This window comes from Sphingomonas sp. LR55 (assembly GCF_036856015.1).
GTDB lineage: Bacteria > Pseudomonadota > Alphaproteobacteria > Sphingomonadales > Sphingomonadaceae > Sphingomonas.
Window position 1 is genome coordinate 1,639,788 of the sequence record NZ_JASPFO010000001.1, and the last position, 22,241, is coordinate 1,662,028.

Below are 22,241 nucleotides of genomic sequence, written 5' to 3' on the forward strand. Positions count from 1 at the left end.
ACGCCTAGCCGAACATCCGTTTCATCGAGCGTTCGAGCATCACGAACTGCCAGAGCGTTCGGCCATGCTCGGCGCGCCCCATTCTGTGTTCATCCGCGATCCGCGCGATCGTCGCCATGTCGAACCATCCCGTCTCGCCCAGCGTCCGCGACCTGGCCAGCGCCGACGCCTCGCCCGCCAGCCCTTCGCGGAACCACGCACTGATCGGCGTCACGAAGCCCATCTTTTGCCGATACAGGATCTCGCGCGGGAGATAGGGCTCCATCGCCTTCTTCATCAGCCATTTGCCCTCGCCGTGCCGCAGCCGCATATTGGCGGGCAGCGTCGCGCAGAACTCGATCAGGCGGTGGTCGAGCAACGGCTCGCGCGCTTCGAGACCTACCGCCATGCTCGTGCGGTCGACCTTGGTCAGGATATCGCCGGGCAGCCAGTGTTTGATGTCGGCATATTGCGCGCGGTCGATTGCGTCGCGGGCGGGCGCGTTCGCCATCGTCGCGGCGTAGCGGTCTTCGGCACGATGACCCTGGAGGGCGGCACGCGCGCTGGCGTTGAAGAGGTCCGCGCGCAGTTCGGGCGTGGTCACGCCGACCGACCGCGCATACGCCTCGCCGCCGCCCATCGCGAGTGCGACCAACGTCGATTTCGCGCGCATCGGTCGCGGTGCCCAGTCGGCCTTCGGATACCAGCGGCCGAGCGTGCCGAACACGTCCTCCCGAAGATGCTCGGGCAGCAATCCGCGAATGCGCTCTTCCGCTGCCTGGAACTTGTAGCGACGATAGCCGGCGAGCGCTTCATCGGCGCCGTCTCCGGAAAGCGCGACGGTCACGTTCTCCCGCGCCAGCGCGCAGACCCGATAGGTTGCGAGCGCAGAGGCATCGGCAAAGGGTTCGTCGAAACTCGCGACCAGCGTGTCGATCAGCCCGAAATCGCCCGACTGGACGACGCGTTCGCGGTGATCGGTGGCGAAGCGACGCGCGACGGTGTCGGCGTATTCCCGCTCGTCATGGCCCGCTTCGTCGAAGCCGATCGTGCAGGTGCGAACCGCCTTGGGGCTCGCCTCCGCCATCAGTGCGACCACTGCCGAGCTGTCGACGCCGCCCGACAGGAACGCGCCAAGCGGCACGTCCGCCACCATCCGCGAGCGCACGGCCGCACGCATCCGGTCGACCAGTTCCTCGCCCAACGCCTTGGCCGAGCCGGTCGCGCGGTTGGAGAAGTCGAGGTCCCACCATTTGCGCGGGCTTGGGACAGGTCGGCCGCGTTCGACGAGCAGGAAATGGCCGGCCGCAAGCTTCTTCACGCCTGCGACCAGACAGGCGTCATCGGGGACATACCCGAAAGCGAGGTAGTCCTCGACCGCGCTTAGATCGGGTACGCGGCGGAGCTGCGGGTGCGCGAGCAAGCCCTTCAGCTCAGACGCGAACGCAAGGGATCCGTCCGCGAGCTCGACATAATGGAGCGGCTTTACGCCCATCCGGTCGCGCGCGAGGAACAGCGTGTGCGCGGCCGAGATCGTGGATCGCGAACGCAAACATGCCGTTCAGCCGGTCGAGCATCGACGGTCCCCACGCGCGCCAGGCGTGAAGCAGAACTTCGGTATCGCCCTCGGTCCGGAAGCGCGCGCCCTTCGCGGTCAGTTCGGTGCGGAGCTCGGCGAAATTATAAACTTCGCCATTGTAGGTGATTGTCAGCGTACCGTCCGACATCGGCTGCGGCGAGCCTTCGAGGTCGATGATCGACAGCCGGCGATGGCCGAGACCGACGCCCGGCGCAGTCCAGATGCCGTCGCCATCGGGGCCGCGATGCGCCTGTGCAGCGATCATCGCGAGGATGCGGTTGGGCTCGACCGGCTTGGGTGTGCCCGGATGGAAGATCCCGGCGATGCCGCACATTCAGCGCATCCCTGCGGCGTGATCGGCGACCCGGTCCAGCGGTCCGAGCGCGCCGAGAAACCGGACGATCGGACGCGGATCCGCACCCTCGGCTGAGAGGTGGATCGCCACTGCGCGTTGCGGACCGCCGAGCAGCCGCGCCTTCATCGTCTCGATCTTCACCAGCGTCTCGTCGTTCGTCGTTGCGTCGCCGACCCGGTACCACGTCGCGACGATCCGCTCCACGGGGCCGGGCGCGGTGATCCGCATTACGCTGCCGCCGGCGATCGCGGGAATGTCGGCGACGCGTACCCAGCGATCCTCCTGCCGTAGCACCCCGGTGCCGAACGCGATCAGCTCCTTGCCTTCATGCTGGCTGCCAAAGACTGCGATGCTCATGTCGACGGTCGCGCCCGAGGCATCGGCATAGCGGCCGAACAGATAGTGGTCCGCGCCGGGATAATAGGGCGTCCACGGCGCGCGAGTGCTGACGGGGACGCGGTGCCAGCCGGGGATTTCGGGCAGGTCGATATGCGCGGGCAGCTGTTGCGCCCGTCTGGCGACGACCGCACTCCAGGCGGGGAACAGCGCGACCGTCGCCAGGGTCAACGCAGCGGCGATGGCGAGATCGATGCGGTGGCGGGGTGGCGTCTGGAGGGTTGCCGGATCGAACGCGGGATCGTCGGGCGCGCGGTCGAACCAGCGCCAGCCGATTGCGAGCACCCCCGCCATCACCAAGCCGAAGAACACCCAGCCATAGACGATGTGATCAAACCCGGTTGCGGCCTCGACCGAGGTCAGGTCCGCCGCCCAGATCGTCCCGAACGCGCGAAACCCGTTGGCGATGACGGGCACGACCATCGAAACGACGAGAAAGACCACGCGGCGGCGCCACGACACGAAGCACACATTGGCGACGAGCACCCCGAACGCGACCATCGCGATGACGAACTTGGCCCCCGAACACGCTTCGGCGACCTCAAAATAATAGCGTCCGGCGTGGATCAGCACGCCGTCGACGACTGCGGGCACGCCGACGAGGTGGAGCAGCGGCATGACGATCGCGACCGTCACCGCCTGCAACGGTGGCTCGAGTCCCTCGCCGAACGGCACCAGGAATACGGCGTAGGCGAGCGGAAACAGCAGGCCGCGCACGACATTCGGGCCGAGGATCGTCACGACCGCGCCTTGCAGCATCATCACGAGGCCCAATTGGCGTGCGAAGCCGACCGACGCGGCATCACCCATCAGCCAGCCGAATCCTCCAGCCGCGACCAAGGCCAGGCCTGGCCACCACCCTGTCGGCGTCAGTTGGCCGAGTTCGATGCGGCGTTGCCAAACTAGCCAGGCGATCACCGGGCCGATGAAGAGGCAGTGCCCAAAGGTGGTGCTCGTCCACCAGATATGCGCGAGACCGACGACATCGCTGTGGAACGTCAGCAGGATCAGCGCCGCCACCAGCGCGAGCGCGAGGCCGTGGCGGCGCCATGCGGTCACGGTGCGAGGCCCAGCAGAGCGTCGAGCGGGGCGAGCCGGGCGTCCCAGCCGTACCGACGGATAACCTGCGCGCGGGCGGCTTGGCCTAGCGCGGCGGCGGTCCCAGGCGTTTCGATCAGCGCGGCTATGCGGTCGGCGAAGTCCTGCGCGGTGTCCGCGACGCGGATCGTGTCGGCGTGGTCGATACCTTCCGCCGCTGCCGTGGATGCGACCACAGGGCGCGCCATCGCCATGGCTTCGAGCACCTTGTTCTGGATGCCGCGCGCGAGTTTCAACGGCGCGACGCAGACGGCAGCAGCCGCGAGCCAGCCGCGGACGTCGTCGACCGCGCCGGTGACGGTGACGTGGTCACCCGCCAGCGCTTGGACTGCGGCGGTCGGTGCGCGGCCGACGATCGCGAAATGCGCGGGGTGGCGTTTGCGGATCAGCGGGAGGATGTCGCGCGCGAACCACGTCACCGCGTCGATGTTGGGGCGGTAGTCCATCTGTCCGGTGAAGACGATGAGGGGGGAACCATTCGAATCACCCGCACCATCCACCCCGGCGAAGGCCGGGGTCCAATTGGGGGATATCGATGGCAAAGGACCATCCCCCATTACTGCGACCTCTCCAATTGGGCCCCGGCCTTCGCCGGGGGTACTTACTTTCGACGTTTGCAAAGTCCGCAGCCGGATCGAACTTCACCGAATCGATGCCGTTCTCGACAGCCAATATCCGCCCCGCCGCACCGCCTGCGCGGAACAGCGCGGCCTCGGCCTCGCTGACGAACAGGCTGGCGGAAGCGCGGGCCGCAACATCGTGCTCGAATGCACCGAGTAGACGGGATTCGCGGCGCATCATCCAGCGCATCGGGCCGCGCGTGTCTTCGGCGAATCCGGCGAACTTCGCGGAATCGACGTCGACGAAATCCATGACGACCGGCGGCCCGCCGACCGGCAGATACTGCGCCATCTGGCCCGAGAAGCAGTAGGTGCTCGTGACCTCAGGCAGGACGCGATCGACTGCAGCCTGCATCGCCGCGCTGGCGAACGCGGTCAGCGATACCGGCTTACCCGTGGCCAGCGCTTCGATCGCGGCGCGCTTCTGCGACTTCTTCCGTGGCAGGATCTTGCAACTCGCGAGAAGGTCAGTGAACGCGGTCGGCGGATCGAAGTCGGCTTCATCGTCGGCGAACGCCACCAGATGCACCGGCGTACGTCGCGCCAGATACTGGAGGATGTGGAAACTGCGGATCTTGTCGCCGCGATCGGGCGGAAACGGTACGCGATGCGCGAGGAAGAGCAGGCTCACCCCAGGCCTCGGGAAATCCACGGTCCTGCAGCAGTCGCGGCCCATAGCGGGAGGCGCTTCCACGTCCGCACCATCAGCGCATATTTTGGGTTGAGCGGGTTCACCTCGCGGGCCGGGCCGCTGCTGCGCTTGGCATAAAGCCGTGGCTCGGGCGTGAAGCCCCAGTTCTTTTTGAACGCAGCCGCGCCCGTGCCGGTCTTCGAACGCCCGAAATCGAACCGCGTACAGCCCCGCGCGGGCGTGCGCCATCAGCGCGAAATACATCCGGTCGTTGGCACGAAGCCGCGCGCGGCGTCGGTCCCGCCACCCCAATACGGATAGACGGTGCCGTCGAAATACAGACTGAGAACGCTGGCGACCGCCCTGCCCTCATGCCGGACGGTCAGAACATCCGCATCCATCATGCTGGCAACGCTGCGGAAAAGCTTGGCAGGAAACACCGGTGTGCCAAGGTTTCGGACCGACTCGGCATAAACCCGGTAGTGCTCGGCGAGCAATTTCCGGTCTGTGCCGGTGATGATCTCAAGATCGAACCCAAGCGAACGACGCACTTCTGCACGCTGCTTACGCGGGATCGCAAGCAGTTCGGCGTCGTCGTCCGCCGCCAGATCCCGCGCGAAACCGAGATAGCTGGTGTCGTCGCTCGTCCAACCCTCCGGTGCGGGACCGCCGCGCAGTTCGACCGAGGGGCAGCCAGTCCTCAGCGCAAGGTTCCAAGCCCCCGCTGCGAGTGGTTCGATCGACCTCCCCAAAATGCCGCCATCGACGCCGAACCCAGTCGACACCAGTGCGCGGCCGAACAGCGGTGAGCGCATTTCGGACAGCGGGAGGACCCCGGCAATCGCCCCGCTGGAATGCTCGGCGAGCAAGTAACGCGCGCGTTGCCCACATCCGTCCTGGACCGCTTGGCTCCACGCCGGCAGGTGGAATGGCGTAGCGCCCTCGGTCACCGCTACGAAAGCGGCGATCCTGGCACACTCGACCGGATCGCGAAGGTCCGCTTCGCGCACGCCCACGGGCATCGGCGCGGTCACGCCAGTCGGGCCGCTTCGCGCGCGACGACCGCGTCGACGCGGCCCCAGTCGTGACGGCCGAGCAACCCGCGCAATTTCCCAGCCATCGCGCCCAGCCGCGAATAATGACGGATCTTCGAGCGCATCGGTGCCGCATCGACTCGCGGTTGCGCCGGATCGATCTCCCAGGGGTGAAAATAGAACATCGCCGGGCGATCTTCGCCGTTGACCTGACGCACTGCGAAGTCGGTGATCGCCGCGGGGAGCAGGCGGAAGAACCCGCCGCCGGTGGCGAGCTTGCGCTCTCCGAACCTGGCGACCGTCACCGGCACCTCGATCAGCGCATTGTCCGCGAGCGGCTTGAACCCATAGCGCGGGGCGTCGAGCCAGCCATAATGGTCGTGCTTCACCGGCGCGACGCTAGAAGAATAGGTGTAGCCCGCCTCCGCCAGTTCGATATGCGCCCAAGGCGTACGCTGATCGATCGAGAAGCTCGGCGCGCGGTAACCGGTGACCTTCGTCCCTGCCGCATCCTCGATCGCTTTACGCGCGCGGACTAGGTCAGCACGAAATACCTCCGGCGTCATCGTGAAGACGCGTTGGTGATCCCAGCCATGACTGGCGATCTCGTGCCCGGCATCGACGATCCGGCGGATCAGCGCGGGGTAGCGATGCGCGACCCAGCCGAGCGTAAAGAACGTTGCCTTCGTGTCGCGCTCGGCGAACAGCGCAAGGACGGCGTCGGTGTTCGCCTCGACACGCGGCTGGAGCGAGTCCCAGTCGGCCTTGTCGATGACCTTCTCGAAGGCACCGACCTGGAACCAGTCCTCAACATCGACCGACATGCCATTGAGAACAGGCATCTTATGCAGCGTCATGCCAGGCGGCTACGCCGCGGATCGGCGCGTACTCGGGCTTATCCGTATCGCTCTCGACCCAATCGACCAGCAAGGTGAGGACGCGCCGCAGCGCCTTATCCTGCAACTCCACCCGTGCCTCCAGCGCCGCGATGCGGTCTTCGGTTGCCGGATCACTACGCGGTGCTTCGACGGTCGGCGCAGGCTGTGCGGTGGACTCGGCGGGGGCGACCGCGGCAACAGCGCCCTTTCCCGTATCGGTGGCCAGTGTCGGGAGATCTCCTTCGAGATCGCGTTGCACCGACCGCACCACCGCGGCATCGATGACCGTAAGATCCTCTAGTGCGGCATACAGCATCACGCGGCCCGCCAGCAGGTTGAGGCGACGGGGCACACCCGCCGACCCTGCGTAAAACGCCGCAAACGCATCGTCGGTAAAGTCCGGATTGCCGGTCCAGCCGACGACGGACAGGCGGTGCGCGAGATAGTCCGAGACTTCGCTCTCCTCCATCGGATCGAGATGATGGATCGCGATCACGCGCTGGCGGAGCTGTTCGAGCCGCTCCGACCCGTGCAAGCGATCACGGAACTCGGGCTGGCCGAGCAGGACGATCTGCAACAGCGCATGCCCGCCCGCCTGGAAGTTCGACAGCATCCGCAGTTCTTCGAGTGCCGAGACGGGCAACGCCTGCGCCTCGTCGACGATCAGCAGCGTACGCTTGCCGGTGCGTGCGACCGCATGGAGCCCACGCTCGATCGTGGTCAGCAGTTCGGCCTTGGTCAGCCCCGCCGGATCGACGTGCAATTCGGTCGCGACGATCCGCAGCAAGTCGTCCGCCTCGATCGCGGTCGATACCAGCCAGAATCGCGTTCAGTCGCTGGTGGTCGATCGTGTCCATCAGGTGACCGACGAGCGTCGTCTTGCCCGCGCCGATGTCGCCGGTGATGACGATGAAGCCCTCGCCCTGCGCCAAGCCATAGCCGAGATACGCCATCGCTTTCCGGTGCGTGGCGGTCTCGAACCAGAATTTGGGATCAGGGGTAAGCTGGAAAGGCCGACCCGTCAGTCCGTAATGTTCGTCGTACATCTGCTCTCGCCTTCAGAACTGATAGCGCGCACCGATCAGCGCCTGCGCCGACCAGTCGCTGTCGAGGTCACCGACCTTGAAGCTGTAAAGTCCGAGCGACGCGGTAGTGCCGAGTCGTCCGAAATTGTGATAATAGGTGCCGGTGCCGCCATAGGACCAAACGTTGCTGTCGCCGGTGCTATCCTCGACGCCACTGTCATAGTAATTCGCGAACAGATCGGCGTTGATGCCCGATACCGGGGTCAACGACCGCGCGTAGAAGAGCTGCCCGTAATAGCTCTGGTCGTCGAGACCGCTGACGACAATGCCCGGCGAGAGCCTTGGCGCATAGAGCTTGCGGCTGGCATAGCCCAAGCCCGCGCCCCAGGTCGACCGGCCACGCGTCGCGATAAGCACGCCGTCGATCCCGCGGGCGCGGTAGCTCGACGTCGAGATCGACTGGAAAACGTCGTCGAGGCACGCCCCCGGCTGCGCGCCGCTGGAGCCGAACACACACCCGTTGAACTGCTGGCCAAAGCCCTGTTGCTGGCCCGAGACGAAGCTAGTCGGGAGATTGCTCAGGCCCGTGCGGAGCTGGCGACCAAAGGTCTGGACGCCGTCATAGACGTTGACCGCAAGACCGACCGACTGCGATGCCTGATAGGTGGCGGTACCGGTATAGCTGAGTGAGCCATAGCGCTTGCCGACATGCCCCTCGACCGACGTACGGCGGTTTGGCCGCCAGACCACGCCCGCATCGTAATAGATGCCGTCGGTCCGGTATGCGATCCGCCGCGGGGATGCGGCATTGGTCACGAACCGACCATCCTTGTCGAGAACAGGCGCGCCGGTCGCGTCGACCAACGCATCCTTCTGACTCGTCTCGATCTTCTCGTAACCGACCCCCGCGGTCAACGCGACGTAGGGAGAGATCGGTTGGAGCACGTCGCCACGACCGTAATAGCCCTCATAGCGCTGCTTCAACTGACTGGCGGTTTCACGGTCATAGGCGCCGCTCAGCGTCACGCCGAACGGCGCGATCATGCCGGGCGCGACGGAGGCATTGGCAGTCGCCGTATGACCGATCAGAATCGTCGTAATAGTCGAGCCGCTGGCCCCCGATGCTCGTATCGGCGAAGGTCGGCGTCTCGACCTTGGTATAGCCTAGCCGGTAATTGGCGTTGAACGTGACGGGGCCGGCGGTGCCCGTAAAACTGGGGCCCGCATAGACCGCGTACAGCTGCGCGACGTTGTCGACATTGCCGACGAGCAAGCCAGGCGCGGCGCCGCGAATATCCGACCGGGTGCGCGTGGCGATGCCACCCGCTTCGATCGTCAGGTTGCGGTTCGGCTTCGCGTCGACGCGCGCGAGACCCGAATGGATGTCGTTATCGCCGACATCGCCGTTCCATGCGAACCGGCGCTCATAGCGATAGCTGACCTGCCCAGCCACACGCGGCGTGGCGATCGCTGCGTCGATGCCCGCGGCGAGACTGGTATAGGTCAGCGTGTCGCCACCGCTCAGATCGGCGTCGAGGATCTGGCTTGCCTCGATATACGGCGTGATCGTGACCCGGCGCGTGTCCTGTGCGGCGGCTGGCATGGCAGCTGCAGCGAGCGTCACCGCACCGCCAGCCCATGCGAGGCTGCGAGTTGCGTGACGCATCATTGGACATTGTCCTGACCGTAATAACTGCCGAACCGCGCGCCGCCTTGAACGAACGATACAGCGTTGAGAACGAGCTGAATATGCTCGCATCCGTCGAGGATATTGACCGCGGCACGGAGCTCGCTCTCGGGCGTGCGATCGGCGCGGACGACCAGCATTACCTGCCCGACGCGCATCGCCAGCACCGAGGCTGCCGAGGCGGCGAGTGCGGGCGGCGAATCGATGATGATGATCCGGCGTGGATTGGCGGCGAGCAGCCGCGTGATCACCGCCCGGGTACGCGCGCTGGCAAGCAGCTCGGTATCCATAGCCGTTTTCGTGCCGGCCGGCAGGATCGCCAGATGCGGCACGTCGGTATGGATCACGAGATCCTCGACGTCGATCCGCGCATCGCCGAGCGCATCGAGCAAACCGGGACTATCCGCCAACCCGAGTTGATTGACGATGTCCGGCTTGGCGACATCGGCATCGACGAGCAGTACTTCGGTATCGCGCTCGGCCGCAATCGAAAGCGCAAGGTTGATTGCGCAGAACGTCTTGCCGTCTTCGGGCCGAGCCGAACAGACCAGAATCATCCGCGCCTTGTCGGGGCTGTCGCTCTCGGCGATGCGCGCGCTGGCGATCAGCAACTGGCGCTTGATCAGGCGGAACTCCTCGGCCAGCGGACCCACCGGGGCGCCGGGCACGATCATGCCATTCGCCGCCAACATCCCGCGGTCGATCCGCGCAGTGTCGTCCGGCTCCTCCGGGTAATAGACGTCGTCGGCAAATTCATCGCCGACCGGCGCGCGGAGCGCCTCGGGGATCGCCAGGAATGTGGACTCGGTGACATCGAGCGGACGCGCCGCAACATCTGGTTTAACAACAGGCGCTGCAGGTTCAACGACGGGCGCTACAGCCGCCGGCACTTCAGCTGGCTCGGGCGTAATCGGCGCGTCCGCCCCAATGTTGCGAGCACGCGCGTGTGCGTTGAAGTCATACACTTTGGCTGCGCGCTCGAGCAGCGAGGGTTCGCGATCAGGTTTCGTCACGGTCATACCCTTCAGGCCGCCAAACCGCGCTGGAGGATCTCGACCCCCAGCAGCAGCACATAGGCGGCACCCAATGCAGCGGTGCCGCCCAGGAACATCTTGTACCTACGGCGGCGATGATCTCGATTGCACGCGCGTAACGACTTCGCTGATCGAGCCGATGACCGGCATCCCCGCCACATTCTCAAGTCGGTTGCTGGTCGCGAACGTCGCGCGCAACTGGCCCATCGCAAACGCCGCACCGATCCCGGCGGCCAGCCCCGCCACCAGAACGCCCGTCAGCAGCAGCATACGGTTGGGTGCGCTCGGCGTGCTCGGCATCGTCGGCGGGTCGATCACGCTGAACTTCACATGATCGCTCTGCGACTGTGCCTGGCCGATGATCGCGGTCTGCTCGCGCTGTTTCAGCAGCGCGTCATACTGATCCTTGAGCACCTGGTAATCGCGATCGATCGCGCCTTGCTCGGCGGCGACTTCGGGATCGCCGGTCAGCTTCGAGTTCAACAGGTCGAGATCGCCCTGCAACTGGCTGCGGCGCATCCGCAACGACGCCACCGTCGCCGTGCGATCCGCGACCATCGACTGGAGCGAGGCGTAAAGCGGGTTCTGCGCACTACCCGCACCGCTGCCGCCCGAAAGAGGTTCGCTGCGCGCGGCCGCCGTTGCCGCCGCAAGCTGGCTCCTGAGCGCAATGACGTCGGGATGATTTTCAGTATAGCCGCGCGCACGGGCGTCGGCGAGCTGGCCCTGGATCGCCTGAAGACGGGCACGCGCAGGACCCGCTGCACCTGCGATACCGCCTGCACCCGGCACGGTCGCCGGGGTTCCCGCCATCTGCCCCTGCACTGCCGACAGGCTCGATTGCGCCGCGGCCAGATCGCCATCGACCTGAGACATCTGCGAGCGCGCGGCACTGATCCGGTCGCTGACCGACCCGGTCCCCGGCAGGCTACCAAGATAGCGATTCTGAAAATCCGCGCGCTTGGCCTCGGCATCCGCGAGCTGCTTCTGACGCGCCCCGAGTTGCTGGTCCAGAAACGTCAGGCTCTGCGACGTCTTGGAGCGATCGCCGGCGAGATTCTGTTCGACGAACAGGTCGATCAGCTTCTGCGTGATCTGACGTGCGAGCTTGGGACTGGAGGCGCTGGTCGTAATCTGAAAGACGTTATCCTGCTGCGACAGGATCTTGATGTTCGGGGCCAGGCTCGCAACCCGGTCCGCGACGTCGCGGTCGCTCGACACGGTGTTCGCCAGATCGGTGCCACGGACGACCTTTTCGAGGTTCACCGCGGAGATCAGCGTGGTGCGGATCGTGTCGACGGTCATCGGCACGGTCTGCGGTACGCCATCCATTCCCGCGGGCAGGATCGTCTGCATCTGGACAAACACGCGCGCAGTCGATTCGTAACGGCTCGGGATCTGCGACACGATCAGCCAGCCGAGCACGCACACGCCCCAGGCTACCGCGAGCGCCAGCCAACGCCGCGTCCAGATCGTGTGGAGCGCGATGCGCACCTCGTCATAGATCCCGTTCATCTGGGCGTGCCTCAGAACATCGATTCGGGAATGATGATCACGTCGCCGGGCTCGAGCTGAACGTTCGCCGACGAATCGCCCTTCTTGAGCAGATTGCCGATCTGCAACGCGAACTCGGTCTGCTTGCCGGTGGTGCGATCGTACCGCACCAGCCGCGCCTTGTTCCCTGCGGCATATTGGCTGAGGCCACCCACCGCGATCATCGCGTCGAGCAACGTCATGTTGGCGCGATAGGGAATCGAGGCGGGCTTTTCGGTCGCGCCGACGATGCGGACCTGTTGGCTATAGGTCCCGCTGAAATTCTCGACGATCACCGATACGATCGGGTCCTTGATATAGGACCCGAGTGCCTTCTTGATGTCGTCGCTGAGCATCGCAGGCGTCTTGCCGACGGCGGGCATATCGTTGATCAACGGGGTCGTGATCCGACCGTCGGGACGGACCTGGACCTTCGACGACAATTCGGGATTGCGCCAGACGAAGATGTTGAGCTGATCGAGCGGCCCGATGACATATTCCTCGCCCGGCAACTCCTGGTTCGCAACGAACGGCGCGGGCGGCAATGCGGGACGCGTCGACGTCGTCGCGCACGCACTCAGCGTGGTTGCGGCGAGGCCGATGGTCATCACTGTCTTCGAAACGGATCCGGAACGCATGGGCACTTTCTCCTGGCGCCACACCGGCCACCGGACATCCGGCGAACGGCTAAACTCAGCCTCGGCTATGCAAGGAACAGGTGAAGATAGCGTTAGGAGCGCCCCGTAACCATGCACGCCCGCGCCGTCGGCAGTCGGGGTTATGGACCAGTAACGATCTCGATGGCCGGTGGATGCCCGAGGAACGCGACAGGACTGGCGCTGGCGCCATAGGCACCGGCCATGAAGATCGCGATCAGATCGCCGACCTCGGCTCGCGGAAGAGCGATCTTGTCGCCGAGGCGGTCGAGCGGTGTGCAGAGCGGACCGACGACGGAGACGGTTTCGGTCGGGGTCTCGCCCATCCGCGCGGCGGCCGCGATCGGGTAATTGCGGCGGACGACGGTGCCGAAATTGCCGCTGGCGGCGAGTTGGTGATTGAGCCCGCCATCGACGATGACGAAGGTCTCACCCTGGCTCTGCTTCACGTCGACGACGCGGGTAAGATAGACGCCGGCCTCGGCAACGAGCCAGCGGCCGAGTTCGATCGCGAACCGGGTTTCAGCGAGAATGGGCGGGCGGGATGCCAGCGCTTCGGCCAGCGCCTCACCGACCCGCTCGACGTCGAGTGCCACGTCGCCCGCGAAATAGGGCACGCCGAAACCACCGCCGAGATTGACGAGCGGGGGTGCGACGCCAGCCTCGTCCGCCAATCGCGCGGCGAGCGCGATCGTCGCGACCTGCGTCTCGATGATCGCAGCCGGATCGAGAGCCTGGCTGCCGGCGTAGATGTGGAAGCCGCGCCAGTCCGCTCCCGCTGCGATGATCGCCTTGACCAAGGTCGACGCGCGCACCGCATCGACGCCGAACGGCGACGCGCGACCACCCATCCGCATCCCCGACCCACGCAGTTCGATATCGGGGTTCACGCGCACTGCCATCCGCGGCGTCCGCCCGAGCCGATCGCCGATCGCGAATGCCCGCGCTGCCTCGCCCTCCGATTCGACGTTGAGCGTGGCGCCGGCGATGATCGCGGCCGAGAGCTCGTCATCGCGCTTGCCGGGACCGGCAAAGCTGATCGACGCGGCAGGTTTGACGACCAGCGCCTTGGCGAGTTCGCCCGACGAGGCGACGTCGAGCCCATCGACCAGCGGCGCAATTGCGGTCAGCAAATCGGCATGCGGGTTCGCCTTGATCGCATAATGCAGATCGATCGCCGGCATCGCCGCGCGGAACCGGGCGATTCGGGCGGCGATGATCGCCATGTCGTAGACGAACAGCGGTGTGTCGCCGGCCTGCGCGACCCAATCGTCAGCCGACCGGCCGCCGATCTTCAACGCACCGTCTTGTCGCGCAAACTCCGGGGGAAGAGCACCCATCGGTTTCATGATGCGCGCTCCTCCTTGTTCCCCAGCGAAGGCGGGAGCCCAGACTGGCGCCCCGCGTTAGCGACGGAACATGCGCTTACCTCAGTAGCGATCGCAGACCTGTCCAGCTTCCCATTGGCATTGCGCGGTAGTTCATCCCGCCAGAGATACAGACCCGGCTGCATGAAACTCGGCAACGCGGTCCGCAGTCGCGTGCGCAAACCCGCCTCCCCAGCCGCATCGCCCGCCAGCATCACCGCGATCGCCTGCCCCAACCGCTCGTCCGCCACGCCCACCGCAACCGCCTCGCGCGCCTCGCTGCCGGCCAGAACCGCCTCCTCGACCTCGAGCGGGCTGATCCGGTTCCCCGCACTCTTGATCATCTCGTCATCGCGCCCGACGAACCGCAACAGCCCGTCCTCGCCCTCGACCACGGTATCCCCCGACCACACCGCCATGCCCTCGCCGTCCGGCGCAGGGCGAAACCGCTGCGCCGTCCGCTCAGGGTCCTGCCAATAGCCGTGCGCGACCAACGGCCCCGAATGCACCAGTTCCCCCGCCTCCCCCGGCGCCGCACGCGTTCCGTCGGGTTTCACCACAGAGACCTCGGCAAACGGAATCGCCCGCCCCATCGCATCCGGCGTCGAATCGATCAGCGCAGGATCGAGATAGGTCGACCGGAACGCCTCGGTCAGCCCGTACATCGCGTACACGTCGGCAGCCGGAAACCGCTCGCGAAGCCCGCGCACCAGCCGCGGCGTCAGCGCACCGCCCGAGTTGGTCAGCCGCTTCAACCGCGCCGCGGTCTCCGCCGGCCACTCCGCCTCCAGAAGTTGCACCCACAAGGGGGCACCCCGGCGAGCGTCGTCGCCTCGACCCGCTCGACCGCCTTCACGACGTCGCGTGCGACCAGATAATCGAGCGGCGCTACCGATGCGCCTGCGATCCAGGTCGAGAAGAGCTGGTTCTGACCATAGTCGAACGACAGCGGCAGCACGCCCAGCACGCGGTCATTCGGCTCCAGCTTCAGAAAATGCGCGACCGAGACCGCCCCAAGCCACAGGTTCGCATGGCTGAGCATCACACCCTTCGGCCGGCCGGTGGACCCCGACGTGTACAGAATCGCGGCGAGGCTGTCGGGATCGGCATCGGACGGCCCCATCCTTTCACCGTTCCCCCGCGAAAGCGGGGGCCCAGGAATCACGGGCGTTGCGCTTTGTAACCCTGGCCCCCCGCCTTCGCGGGGGAACGGAAGAAGGTCGCTCTCTTCTACAACAACACACCCGTCCGGAACATCGTCACTCTCCAGCGTCCCGGCCCGCGACCCCTGAGTCACTAGCAACCGAGCGCCACTATCGCCCAGAATATGCGCGACCTGCGCCCGCCGCAGCAACGGATTGACCGGCACATGCACCAGCGCAGCGCGCGCCGCCGCCAGCGGCATCAGGCAGGCAGTGCGCGTCTTCGGCAACCACGTCGCTACCCGATCGCCCGCCGCAAGACCCCTGCCCGCAAGCCACCCAGCCAACTCGGCCACGCGTGTCTCAAGCTCGGCAAAGGTCATCGTCCCGACCTTGTCGACCAGCGCCACGTCCTCCGCGGCACCGCGCAAGGCGACATGGTCGATAGGGTACGGAATGGGGTCGAGCGCGATCATCCACCCCTAATAGCGCCAAGCCTCATAAGCGCGAACCCGTTGCCGAATTCACCCCCACACGCTAGCGCACCCCGGTTCGTAACGGTTCAGGCGATGCTCGTGATCTTCGAAGGTACTTCCCAAGTCGAAACGACGGTACGCGCCGTCCTCGCCGACATCCTCGGCCTCAGCGCCGACCGTGTCGCCACATTCACCGCCGACACGCCGCTGTTCGGTGCGTTGCCCGAACTCGACTCGATGGCGGTGGCGAGCGTGCTGACCGAGCTCGAGGACCGGCTCGGTATCCTGATCGAAGACGACGAGATCGATGGCGAGATGCTCGAAACGTTCGGTGCGCTCGTCCAGTTTGCCGCGGGCAAGGCGCTGGTCTGAACCTGATAGGGGGTCTAGCCTCCAACAGGATGACCAGCCTCCGTTTCGACACCTATGACTGGCCCGGCGGCCGCGAAGCGATGCTGCGGTTCGGGCCCGATACCGGCCCGATCGTCATCGCCGCGCTCCCCCTGTTCGAGGAGGCGAACCGGACGCGCCAGTTCACCTGCACCATCCTGCGCGCGCTCGCGGATCACGGCATCGGCAGCCTGCTGCCCGACTTCCCCGGCACCGGCGAAAGTGTCGTAACAACCCTTGATGCGAAGCTGTCCGAGCAGCGCCGAGCCTATCGCGCACTAACACAGCAGCTTGGCGTCCATAGCTACGCTCTTTCGATAAGAAGCGGCGCGCTACTCGATACCGACGCCGACCTCGCCGGCCGCTGGCACCTCGCCCCCCACACCGGCTCCGACCTCGTCCGCGACCTCGAACGCACGCGCGCCGCAGCGGGTAAATCCGCTCGGGAAGGCGAGTACGCCGGCAACCGCCTATCCCCCGGGATGCTTGCCGAACTGCAAGATGCCGTGCCGTTTGAAGGCGGACGATACCGGGTCGTACGCCTGGACACCGATCCCCGCGCGGCCGATGCGACCTACGCCGGTGCACCGCTCTGGCGCCGCTCCGAACCAGGCAACGATATCGCCCTCGCACAGCAACTTGCAGCCGATATCTCGCACTGGATCGCATCATGCGAAGGCTGATCGGGTTCGCTTGCGAGGGCGAATCGCTCGCTGCTACGCTAGACGAAGCCCCCGGCACGACCGGACTTCTCATAGTATCCGGCGGCAACGAAATCCGCAGCGGCGCACACCGCGGGATGGCGATGCTAGCCCAACGCCTGGCCGCCACCGGCACGCCCGTGTTCCGCTACGACCGGCGCGGCGTCGGTGATCTGACCGGGAACAATGGCGGTTATCTCACCACCGAGCCCGACCTTATCGCCGCCGCCGCCATGTTCCGAGCGCAAGCCCCGCACATCACCCGCATGATCGGCTTCGGCAATTGCGACGCCGCCAGTACGCTCGCGCTGTTCGGACGATCTGCGGGGATCGACCGGGTCGTGCTCGCCAACCCCTGGGTGATCGAACCGACCGACGACCTGCCCCCCGCCGCCGCGATCCGCGCCCGCTATGCCGAGCGATTGCGCGATCCCCGATCCTGGTATCGAATGATCCGGGGGAGATCGATCTGCGCAAACTGGTGAACGGCGTCAGGAAACTCTCGCGCCCGAAGCTGGCAGACGGGGACGCGCTGGCGGCGCGGGTTTGCGGTGCGATCGACGATTGGGGCGACCGGGCTGTCGTTTTGCTCGCGGCGCGCGATGCCACGGCGTTGGCGTTTGCTGCGCGGTATCGTGGCGGGGCGCGGGTGACGCGGTTCGACACGGCGTCGCACAGCTTTGCCGGGGTCGAGAATGCCGCCGCGCTGTACGGCAAGATCGTCACGGAGATCGCCGGACAATAGCAATTTCGTCATCCTGACAAACGTCAGGATCCAGGGTTACAGGCGATTGCGCCCTTGGCTCTGGGTCCTGACTTTCGTCAGGATGACGGGGGAGGACAACAGGGGCGCGCGAACTTTATTCGGCGGCTTCGGCAAGCTCCGCAAACTCGGCCGCCGCCAGGAAGCGCTCGGCGTCCAGCGCCGCCATGCAGCCCGTGCCCGCCGCGGTCACCGCCTGCCGATACACCTTGTCCGCCACGTCGCCGCACGCGAACACGCCCTCGACGCTGGTCCGCGTCGAACCGGTCTCGACCGAGATATACCCGTCCGAATCGAGATCGAGATGCCCGCGGAACAGCTCGGTTGCCGGGTGATGACCGATTGCTACGAACCCGCCATCGACCGCAAGCCGCGAGCGCTCGCCGGTCACCGTATCCTCGAGCTCCAGCGCGACCAAGCCTGCATTGCCGCCGCCGTCGACGAACTCACGAACTTCCTTGTTCCACAGCACCGTCACACCCTTGTGTGCGAACAGGCGCTCCTGGAGGATCTTCTCCGACCGCAGCGAGATCGCGGCGGTGGATCAGCGTCACGTCGGGCGAATGGTTGGTGAGGTACAGCGCCTCCTCGACAGCGGTGTTGCCGCCACCGATGACGGCCACCTTCTTGCCGCGGTAGAAGAACCCGTCGCAGGTCGCGCAGGCGCTGACGCCCTTGCCCTTCATCGGCTCCTCACTGTCGATGCCGAGCCACTTCGCCTGCGCGCCGGTCGCGATTACCAGCGTGTCGCCCTCGTACACGTCGCCGCTGTCGCCGATCAGGCGGAACGGGCGGCTGGTCAGATCGACCTGCGTGATCGTGTCCCACATCATCCGCGTGCCGACATGCTCGGCCTGCGCCTGCATCTGCTCCATCAGCCACGGGCCCTGGATCACGTCCTTGAAGCCGGGATAGTTCTCGACATCGGTCGTCGTCGTAAGCTGGCCGCCGGGCTGAATGCCTTGCACGACGATCGGCGCCATCCCGGCACGCGCGCCATAGATCGCGGCCGAGAGCCCGGCGGGGCCCGAGCCGAGGATAAGCATGCGGGTCGTGTGCGTCGTCATCGTGATTCCTTGGAGATTCGGATGGCATCTAGGCGATCGGAGCCCGGATTTGAACCGCCGGTAAATCTGTGCCGCCTGCATCGAAAGCTTTGCCGCTTCGTTAGAGGTCAAAAGCGGAGATGAGCATGAGCGACGACCGGACCGTAGAGATCGAAGACTACACCGCACCAGCAGGCGGCTGGGGCTCGATGAAGTCGCTGGTCGAGATTTCGGCGCGCGAGAAGGTTGGGCCGGAGGTGATTCGCGAGCTCGCGCGCCAGAACAAGCCGGACGGTTTTGCGTGCGTGAGCTGCGCCTGGGGCAAACCCGCGCACCCGCACGTTGCGGAGTTCTGCGAGAACGGTGCCAAGGCGACCGCTTGGGAGCTGACCTCGTTCCGCGTGACGCCGGCGTTCTTCGAGCAGCATACGGTCAGCGAACTGATCGGCTGGAAGGACTATGATCTCGAACAGGCCGGGCGCCTCACACATCCGCTGAAATATGATGCCGCGACTGACAAATACGCCGCGTGCAGCTGGGATGAGGCGTTCGCGGGTATCGGCGCCAAGCTGAAGACCTATGATCCGACCAAGGTCATCTTCTACGCCTCTGGCCGCGCCAGCCTTGAGACGTCGTACATGTATAGCCTGCTCGCGCGGATGTATGGCAGCCAGAACCTGCCTGACAGCTCCAATATGTGCCACGAGACGACGTCGGTCGGCCTCAAGTCGGCGATCGGTTCGGCGGTCGGCACGATCCATCTCTCGGATTACGAGAAGTGCGACGCGATCTTCTATTTCGGGCAGAATCCGGGGGTGAACAGCCCGCGGTTCCTGCATCCGTTGCGCGACTGTGCGAAGCGTGGCGTCGAGATCGTCGTCTTCAACCCGCTTAAGGAGCGAGGGCTGGAGAAATTCCAGGACCCGCAGAACCCGATCGAGATGGTCACGGGCAAGTCGACGCCGATCGCGTCGCAATACCACCAGCTCAAGACCGGCGGCGACGTCGGCGCGATCATGGGGATGTGCAAATATCTCATCGAGGCCGACGACAACGCCAAGCGGATCAACGGCCTGCCGGTGCTCGACCACGCGTTTCTCGCCGAGCACACGACCGGATTCGAGGCTTTCGCCGAGGTCGCGCGCGACCGATTGGGCGACGATCGAGCATGAGAGCGGCCTGCCCCGGACCGAGATCGAGGCAGCCGCAAAGGTCTATGCCAAGTCGAAGGCAGTCATCGCGGTGTACGGCATGGGCCTGACCCAGCATGTCGGCGGGATCGACAACGTCCACATGGTCGTCAATCTGATGCTGCTCCGCGGCAACATCGGCAAGCCCGGCGCGGGCATGGGCCCGGTTCGTGGCCACTCGAACGTGCAGGGCCAGCGCACCGTTGGCATCACCGAGAAGCCTGAACTCGCGCCGCTCGACAAACTCGCGGGGCAATACGGGTTCGAGCCGCCGCGCGCCAAGGGCTGGGATACGGTCGAAGCCTGCGAGGCGGTCCTCGATGGTAGCGCGCAGGCCTTTATCGGTCTCGGCGGCAATTTCGTTCGCGCGATCCCGGACCATGCGCGGATGGAGCCGAAATGGCGCGGGCTCGACCTGACCGTGCATATCGCGACCAAACTCAATCGCTCGCACCTGCTGCCGGGCGAGACGTCGTATCTGCTTCCCTGCCTCGGGCGAGATCGAGACCGATATGCAGGGCACCGGGCCGCAGAGCGTGTCGATCGAGGATTCTGTTCAGCCAGATCTACGGCTCGAAGGGCAAGGCCACGCCCGCCGCGGAGACGCTGCTGTCTGAGCCGGCGATCGTCGCCGGGATCGCCAAGGCGACGCTCGCGCCCAATCCGAAGCTCGACTGGGATGCATGGGTGCGCGATTATGCGCGTGTCCGCGATGCGATCGAGGTGACGTATCCGGACCTGTTCAAGAACTTCAACGACCAGATGTTCACGCCTGGCGGCTTCTGGAAGGGCGTCCCGGCCGCACATCGCGAATGGAAGACCGAGAGCGGCAAGGCGGAAATCAACATTCCACAGGCGCTGAACGTCACCGGATTCGAGGAGGCGGAGGGTCGCTTCCGCCTGATGACGCTGCGGTCGAACGACCAGTTCAACACGACCGTCTATGGTTATCACGACCGCTTCCGCGGCGTGAAGGGCACGCGCGACATCGTCTTCATGAACCGAAGCGACATGATCCGGATGGGCATCACCGATGGCGACGACGTCGATCTGGTCGGCGATGCCGGCGGCAATTCGGACCGTCGCCTGAACAAGCTCCGCGTGGTCGAATATTCGATCCCCGAGGGTTGCCTGGGTGCGTATTACCCGGAGTGCAATTTGCTCATGCCGGTTGCTCACCATGCCCGCGAAAGCCATGTGCCCGCCGCGAAATCGGTGCCTGTGCGGATCGAGAAGACGCGCTGACCCAACCGCATGTTCTTGGTGTCGTCCTGGCGGGCGGGCGATCGTCGCGGTTCGGGTCGGACAAGGCGCGCGCGATGTTCGACGGTCGCGCGCTCGCCGAACATGCGCGCGAACTGCTGTTGCATCATGTCGACCAAGTGGTGATCGTCGGGCCGGATGGCGCGATCCCCGACCTGCCCTGCCCCGGGCTTGGTCCGCTGGGCGGTATCGCAGGCGCGCTCCAGTACGCCAACGGGCTCGGGTTCACGTCGATCCTGACGATCGCCTGCGACATGCCGCGGCTGCCGCGCGGGCTGCTCGACGCATTGTTGCGACGGGCGCCCGCCTACTGCCCCGAAGCGCCCGTGCTAGGCCATTGGGAAACCGCGTCGACCGCCACGCTGATCGCGCATATTGCGGCATCGCAGAGACGGTCGGTGCGTGGCTGGGCCGAGGCGATCGGCGCGCTGCCGATCCCGGCTGGCGGACCGATCGTCAACATCAACACCCCGGAAGACCTCGCCCTCCTATGATTTCACGGACATTGCCGATCAAGATCCTGCGCCCCGATCTCGATCACTGCGGGCGAGCGTGCGATCGCGATCGAGGTACCGGTCGCGATCGAGATCGACGGGCTCGGCTATGCGGTGATGATGATGACCCCAGCCGATCTGGCCGAGTTCACCACCGGTTTCCTGCTGACCGAGCGACTTGCCGACAGCGCCGACGATGTCCGAGACATCGATGTCTTCGAGGCGGAGGCCGGCTGGATCGTCCGCGTCGGGCTGTCCGAGCGCTGCAAGGGCCGCATTCACGACCGCGTCCGCCATCGGACCAGCGATACGAGCTGTGGGCTCTGCGGAATCTCCGGGCTCGAGCAACTGCGCAAACCGGTGCCCAGAACGCCGCCAAGGCCCGCCACGCCCGTCTCCGCGCTGTTTGCCGCCTTGGCCGGGTTACGCGCCCATCAGCCGCTCAACGCCGCTACAGGGGCAATTCATGCGGCCGCAGCCTGTGATCGCTCAGGAAAGGTCATCGCGGCCTATGAAGACGTCGGTCGCCACAACGCGCTCGACAAGCTGGTCGGCGGACTGGCGATCGCTGCGCAGCCCGTCGACGGCTTCATCCTGGTCACGTCGCGGATCAGCTTCGAGATGGTCGACAAGGCGCTGATCGCCGGCGCGCCGATGCTGGTGGGTATCTCCGCCCCGACCAGCCTGGCGATCGACCACGCCCGCGAACATGGGCTGACATTGCTAGCGCTCGCTCGCAGCGACGCGATCCTGGTGGTCAACGACCCGTGGAATGTATTTGAAAATGGTAGCGAAGGAGGGACTTGAACCCCCGACCCCAGGATTATGATTCCCGTGCTCTAACCAACTGAGCTACTTCGCCGTACCGTCCGTCAGGGAAGCATTCTTCCCTGCGAGGCGCGGC

14 protein-coding genes, 1 tRNA gene and 7 pseudogenes are annotated in these 22,241 nt (G+C 65.7%); 7 read left to right on the forward strand and 15 right to left on the reverse strand.

Annotated features, from left to right (window positions below):
• Positions 1-4: 4 nt before the first annotated feature.
• The 13 genes and pseudogenes from QP181_RS07700 to QP181_RS07770 all read right to left on the reverse strand — a co-directional run.
• Positions 5-1,892: pseudogene (locus QP181_RS07700) on the reverse strand (XrtA/PEP-CTERM system amidotransferase).
• On the reverse strand, positions 1,893-3,368 hold the full coding sequence (gene xrtA / locus QP181_RS07710) for an exosortase A (RefSeq protein ID WP_333928169.1): 1,476 nt from the start codon (positions 3,366-3,368) through the stop codon (positions 1,893-1,895).
• Positions 3,369-3,373: 5 nt separating this feature from the next.
• A pseudogene (locus QP181_RS19975) lies at positions 3,374-4,658 on the reverse strand (glycosyltransferase); the annotation flags it as partial.
• Positions 4,655-5,680 (reverse strand): annotated as a pseudogene (locus tag QP181_RS07725) (FemAB family XrtA/PEP-CTERM system-associated protein). The pseudogenes QP181_RS19975 and QP181_RS07725, both read right to left, overlap by 4 nt.
• Positions 5,681-5,688: 8 nt before the next feature.
• Positions 5,689-6,534, reverse strand: a complete 846-nt coding sequence (locus QP181_RS07730; protein WP_243643383.1) for an XrtA system polysaccharide deacetylase — start codon at positions 6,532-6,534, stop codon at positions 5,689-5,691.
• A gap of 1 nt (position 6,535) precedes the next feature.
• Positions 6,536-7,616, reverse strand: a pseudogene (locus QP181_RS07735) (ExeA family protein).
• A 12-nt stretch (positions 7,617-7,628) separates the two neighbouring features.
• On the reverse strand, positions 7,629-8,639 hold the full coding sequence (locus tag QP181_RS07740; RefSeq protein WP_333922835.1) for a hypothetical protein: 1,011 nt from the start codon (positions 8,637-8,639) through the stop codon (positions 7,629-7,631).
• The gene (locus QP181_RS07745) at positions 8,599-9,261 is read right to left on the reverse strand and encodes a hypothetical protein (RefSeq protein ID WP_333928171.1); all 663 of its coding nucleotides are present in this window, start codon (positions 9,259-9,261) and stop codon (positions 8,599-8,601) included. The genes QP181_RS07740 and QP181_RS07745 overlap by 41 nt, the downstream gene beginning before the upstream one ends.
• Entirely contained in the window at positions 9,261-10,301 is a 1,041-nt protein-coding gene (locus QP181_RS07750) for an AAA family ATPase (RefSeq protein ID WP_132896824.1), read from the reverse strand. The genes QP181_RS07745 and QP181_RS07750 overlap by 1 nt, the downstream gene beginning before the upstream one ends.
• Positions 10,302-10,400: 99 nt before the next feature.
• Positions 10,401-11,831, reverse strand: coding sequence for an XrtA system polysaccharide chain length determinant (locus QP181_RS07755; RefSeq protein ID WP_333928172.1), 1,431 nt, complete (start codon positions 11,829-11,831; stop codon positions 10,401-10,403).
• 11 nt (positions 11,832-11,842) lie between these two features.
• Complete coding sequence (locus QP181_RS07760; RefSeq protein ID WP_132740128.1) at positions 11,843-12,487, reverse strand: XrtA/PEP-CTERM system exopolysaccharide export protein; 645 nt, start codon at positions 12,485-12,487, stop codon at positions 11,843-11,845.
• Positions 12,488-12,627: 140 nt separating this feature from the next.
• Entirely contained in the window at positions 12,628-13,854 is a 1,227-nt protein-coding gene (locus QP181_RS07765; protein ID WP_333928173.1) for a pyridoxal-dependent decarboxylase, exosortase A system-associated, read from the reverse strand.
• 71 nt (positions 13,855-13,925) lie between these two features.
• A pseudogene (locus QP181_RS07770) lies at positions 13,926-15,490 on the reverse strand (acyl-CoA ligase (AMP-forming), exosortase A system-associated); the annotation flags it as partial.
• A gap of 93 nt (positions 15,491-15,583) precedes the next feature.
• On the opposite strand from QP181_RS07770, the gene QP181_RS07775 reads away from it, so the two are divergent.
• From QP181_RS07775 to QP181_RS07790, 4 genes are read left to right on the forward strand one after another with little or no spacing between them, the layout of a single operon-like run.
• The gene (locus QP181_RS07775; protein WP_132740135.1) at positions 15,584-15,862 is read left to right on the forward strand and encodes an acyl carrier protein; all 279 of its coding nucleotides are present in this window, start codon (positions 15,584-15,586) and stop codon (positions 15,860-15,862) included.
• Between the two features lie 29 nt (positions 15,863-15,891).
• Entirely contained in the window at positions 15,892-16,563 is a 672-nt protein-coding gene (locus QP181_RS07780) for an alpha/beta hydrolase family protein (protein WP_333928174.1), read from the forward strand.
• Positions 16,551-17,066, forward strand: coding sequence for an alpha/beta hydrolase family protein (locus QP181_RS07785; protein WP_333928175.1), 516 nt, complete (start codon positions 16,551-16,553; stop codon positions 17,064-17,066). The genes QP181_RS07780 and QP181_RS07785 overlap by 13 nt, the downstream gene beginning before the upstream one ends.
• Positions 17,063-17,326 carry a hypothetical protein gene (locus QP181_RS07790; protein ID WP_333928176.1) on the forward strand — a complete coding sequence of 88 codons (264 nt, stop codon included), beginning with the start codon at positions 17,063-17,065 and terminating at the stop codon, positions 17,324-17,326. The genes QP181_RS07785 and QP181_RS07790 overlap by 4 nt, the downstream gene beginning before the upstream one ends.
• A gap of 115 nt (positions 17,327-17,441) precedes the next feature.
• On the opposite strand, the pseudogene trxB reads toward QP181_RS07790, so the two are convergent.
• Positions 17,442-18,411 (reverse strand): annotated as a pseudogene (gene trxB / locus QP181_RS07795) (thioredoxin-disulfide reductase).
• A 125-nt stretch (positions 18,412-18,536) separates the two neighbouring features.
• On the opposite strand from trxB, the pseudogene QP181_RS07800 reads away from it, so the two are divergent.
• The 3 genes and pseudogenes from QP181_RS07800 (at position 18,537) to fdhD (ending at position 22,144) form a co-directional block, all read left to right on the forward strand.
• Positions 18,537-20,825: pseudogene (locus tag QP181_RS07800) on the forward strand (FdhF/YdeP family oxidoreductase).
• Positions 20,732-21,337, forward strand: coding sequence for a molybdenum cofactor guanylyltransferase (gene mobA / locus QP181_RS07805; RefSeq protein WP_333928177.1), 606 nt, complete (start codon positions 20,732-20,734; stop codon positions 21,335-21,337). The pseudogene QP181_RS07800 and the gene mobA overlap by 94 nt, the downstream one beginning before the upstream one ends.
• Positions 21,338-21,379: 42 nt before the next feature.
• Positions 21,380-22,144 (forward strand): formate dehydrogenase accessory sulfurtransferase FdhD, encoded by a 765-nt coding sequence (fdhD, locus tag QP181_RS07810; protein WP_333929587.1) that lies wholly within the window; start codon positions 21,380-21,382, stop codon positions 22,142-22,144.
• Here the strand turns inward: fdhD and QP181_RS07815 are convergent.
• Positions 22,123-22,199 (reverse strand) — tRNA-Met (locus QP181_RS07815). The genes fdhD and QP181_RS07815 overlap by 22 nt on opposite strands.
• Positions 22,200-22,241: the final 42 nt, after the last annotated feature.

Bases quoted from the DNA above. Each gene is read 5' to 3' on its own strand.
- QP181_RS07730 (WP_243643383.1), bottom strand. From the start codon at position 6,534: ATGCCTGTTCTCAATGGCATGTCGGTCGATGTTGAGGACTGGTTCCAG.
- QP181_RS07740 (WP_333922835.1), bottom strand. From the start codon at position 8,639: ATGATCGCGCCGTTCGGCGTGACGCTGAGCGGCGCCTATGACCGTGAA.
- QP181_RS07745 (WP_333928171.1), bottom strand. From the start codon at position 9,261: ATGCGTCACGCAACTCGCAGCCTCGCATGGGCTGGCGGTGCGGTGACG.
- QP181_RS07750 (WP_132896824.1), bottom strand. From the start codon at position 10,301: ATGACCGTGACGAAACCTGATCGCGAACCCTCGCTGCTCGAGCGCGCA.
- QP181_RS07755 (WP_333928172.1), bottom strand. From the start codon at position 11,831: ATGAACGGGATCTATGACGAGGTGCGCATCGCGCTCCACACGATCTGG.
- QP181_RS07760 (WP_132740128.1), bottom strand. From the start codon at position 12,487: ATGCGTTCCGGATCCGTTTCGAAGACAGTGATGACCATCGGCCTCGCC.
- QP181_RS07765 (WP_333928173.1), bottom strand. From the start codon at position 13,854: ATGAAACCGATGGGTGCTCTTCCCCCGGAGTTTGCGCGACAAGACGGT.
- QP181_RS07775 (WP_132740135.1), top strand. From the start codon at position 15,584: ATGCTCGTGATCTTCGAAGGTACTTCCCAAGTCGAAACGACGGTACGC.
- QP181_RS07780 (WP_333928174.1), top strand. From the start codon at position 15,892: ATGACCAGCCTCCGTTTCGACACCTATGACTGGCCCGGCGGCCGCGAA.
- QP181_RS07785 (WP_333928175.1), top strand. From the start codon at position 16,551: ATGCGAAGGCTGATCGGGTTCGCTTGCGAGGGCGAATCGCTCGCTGCT.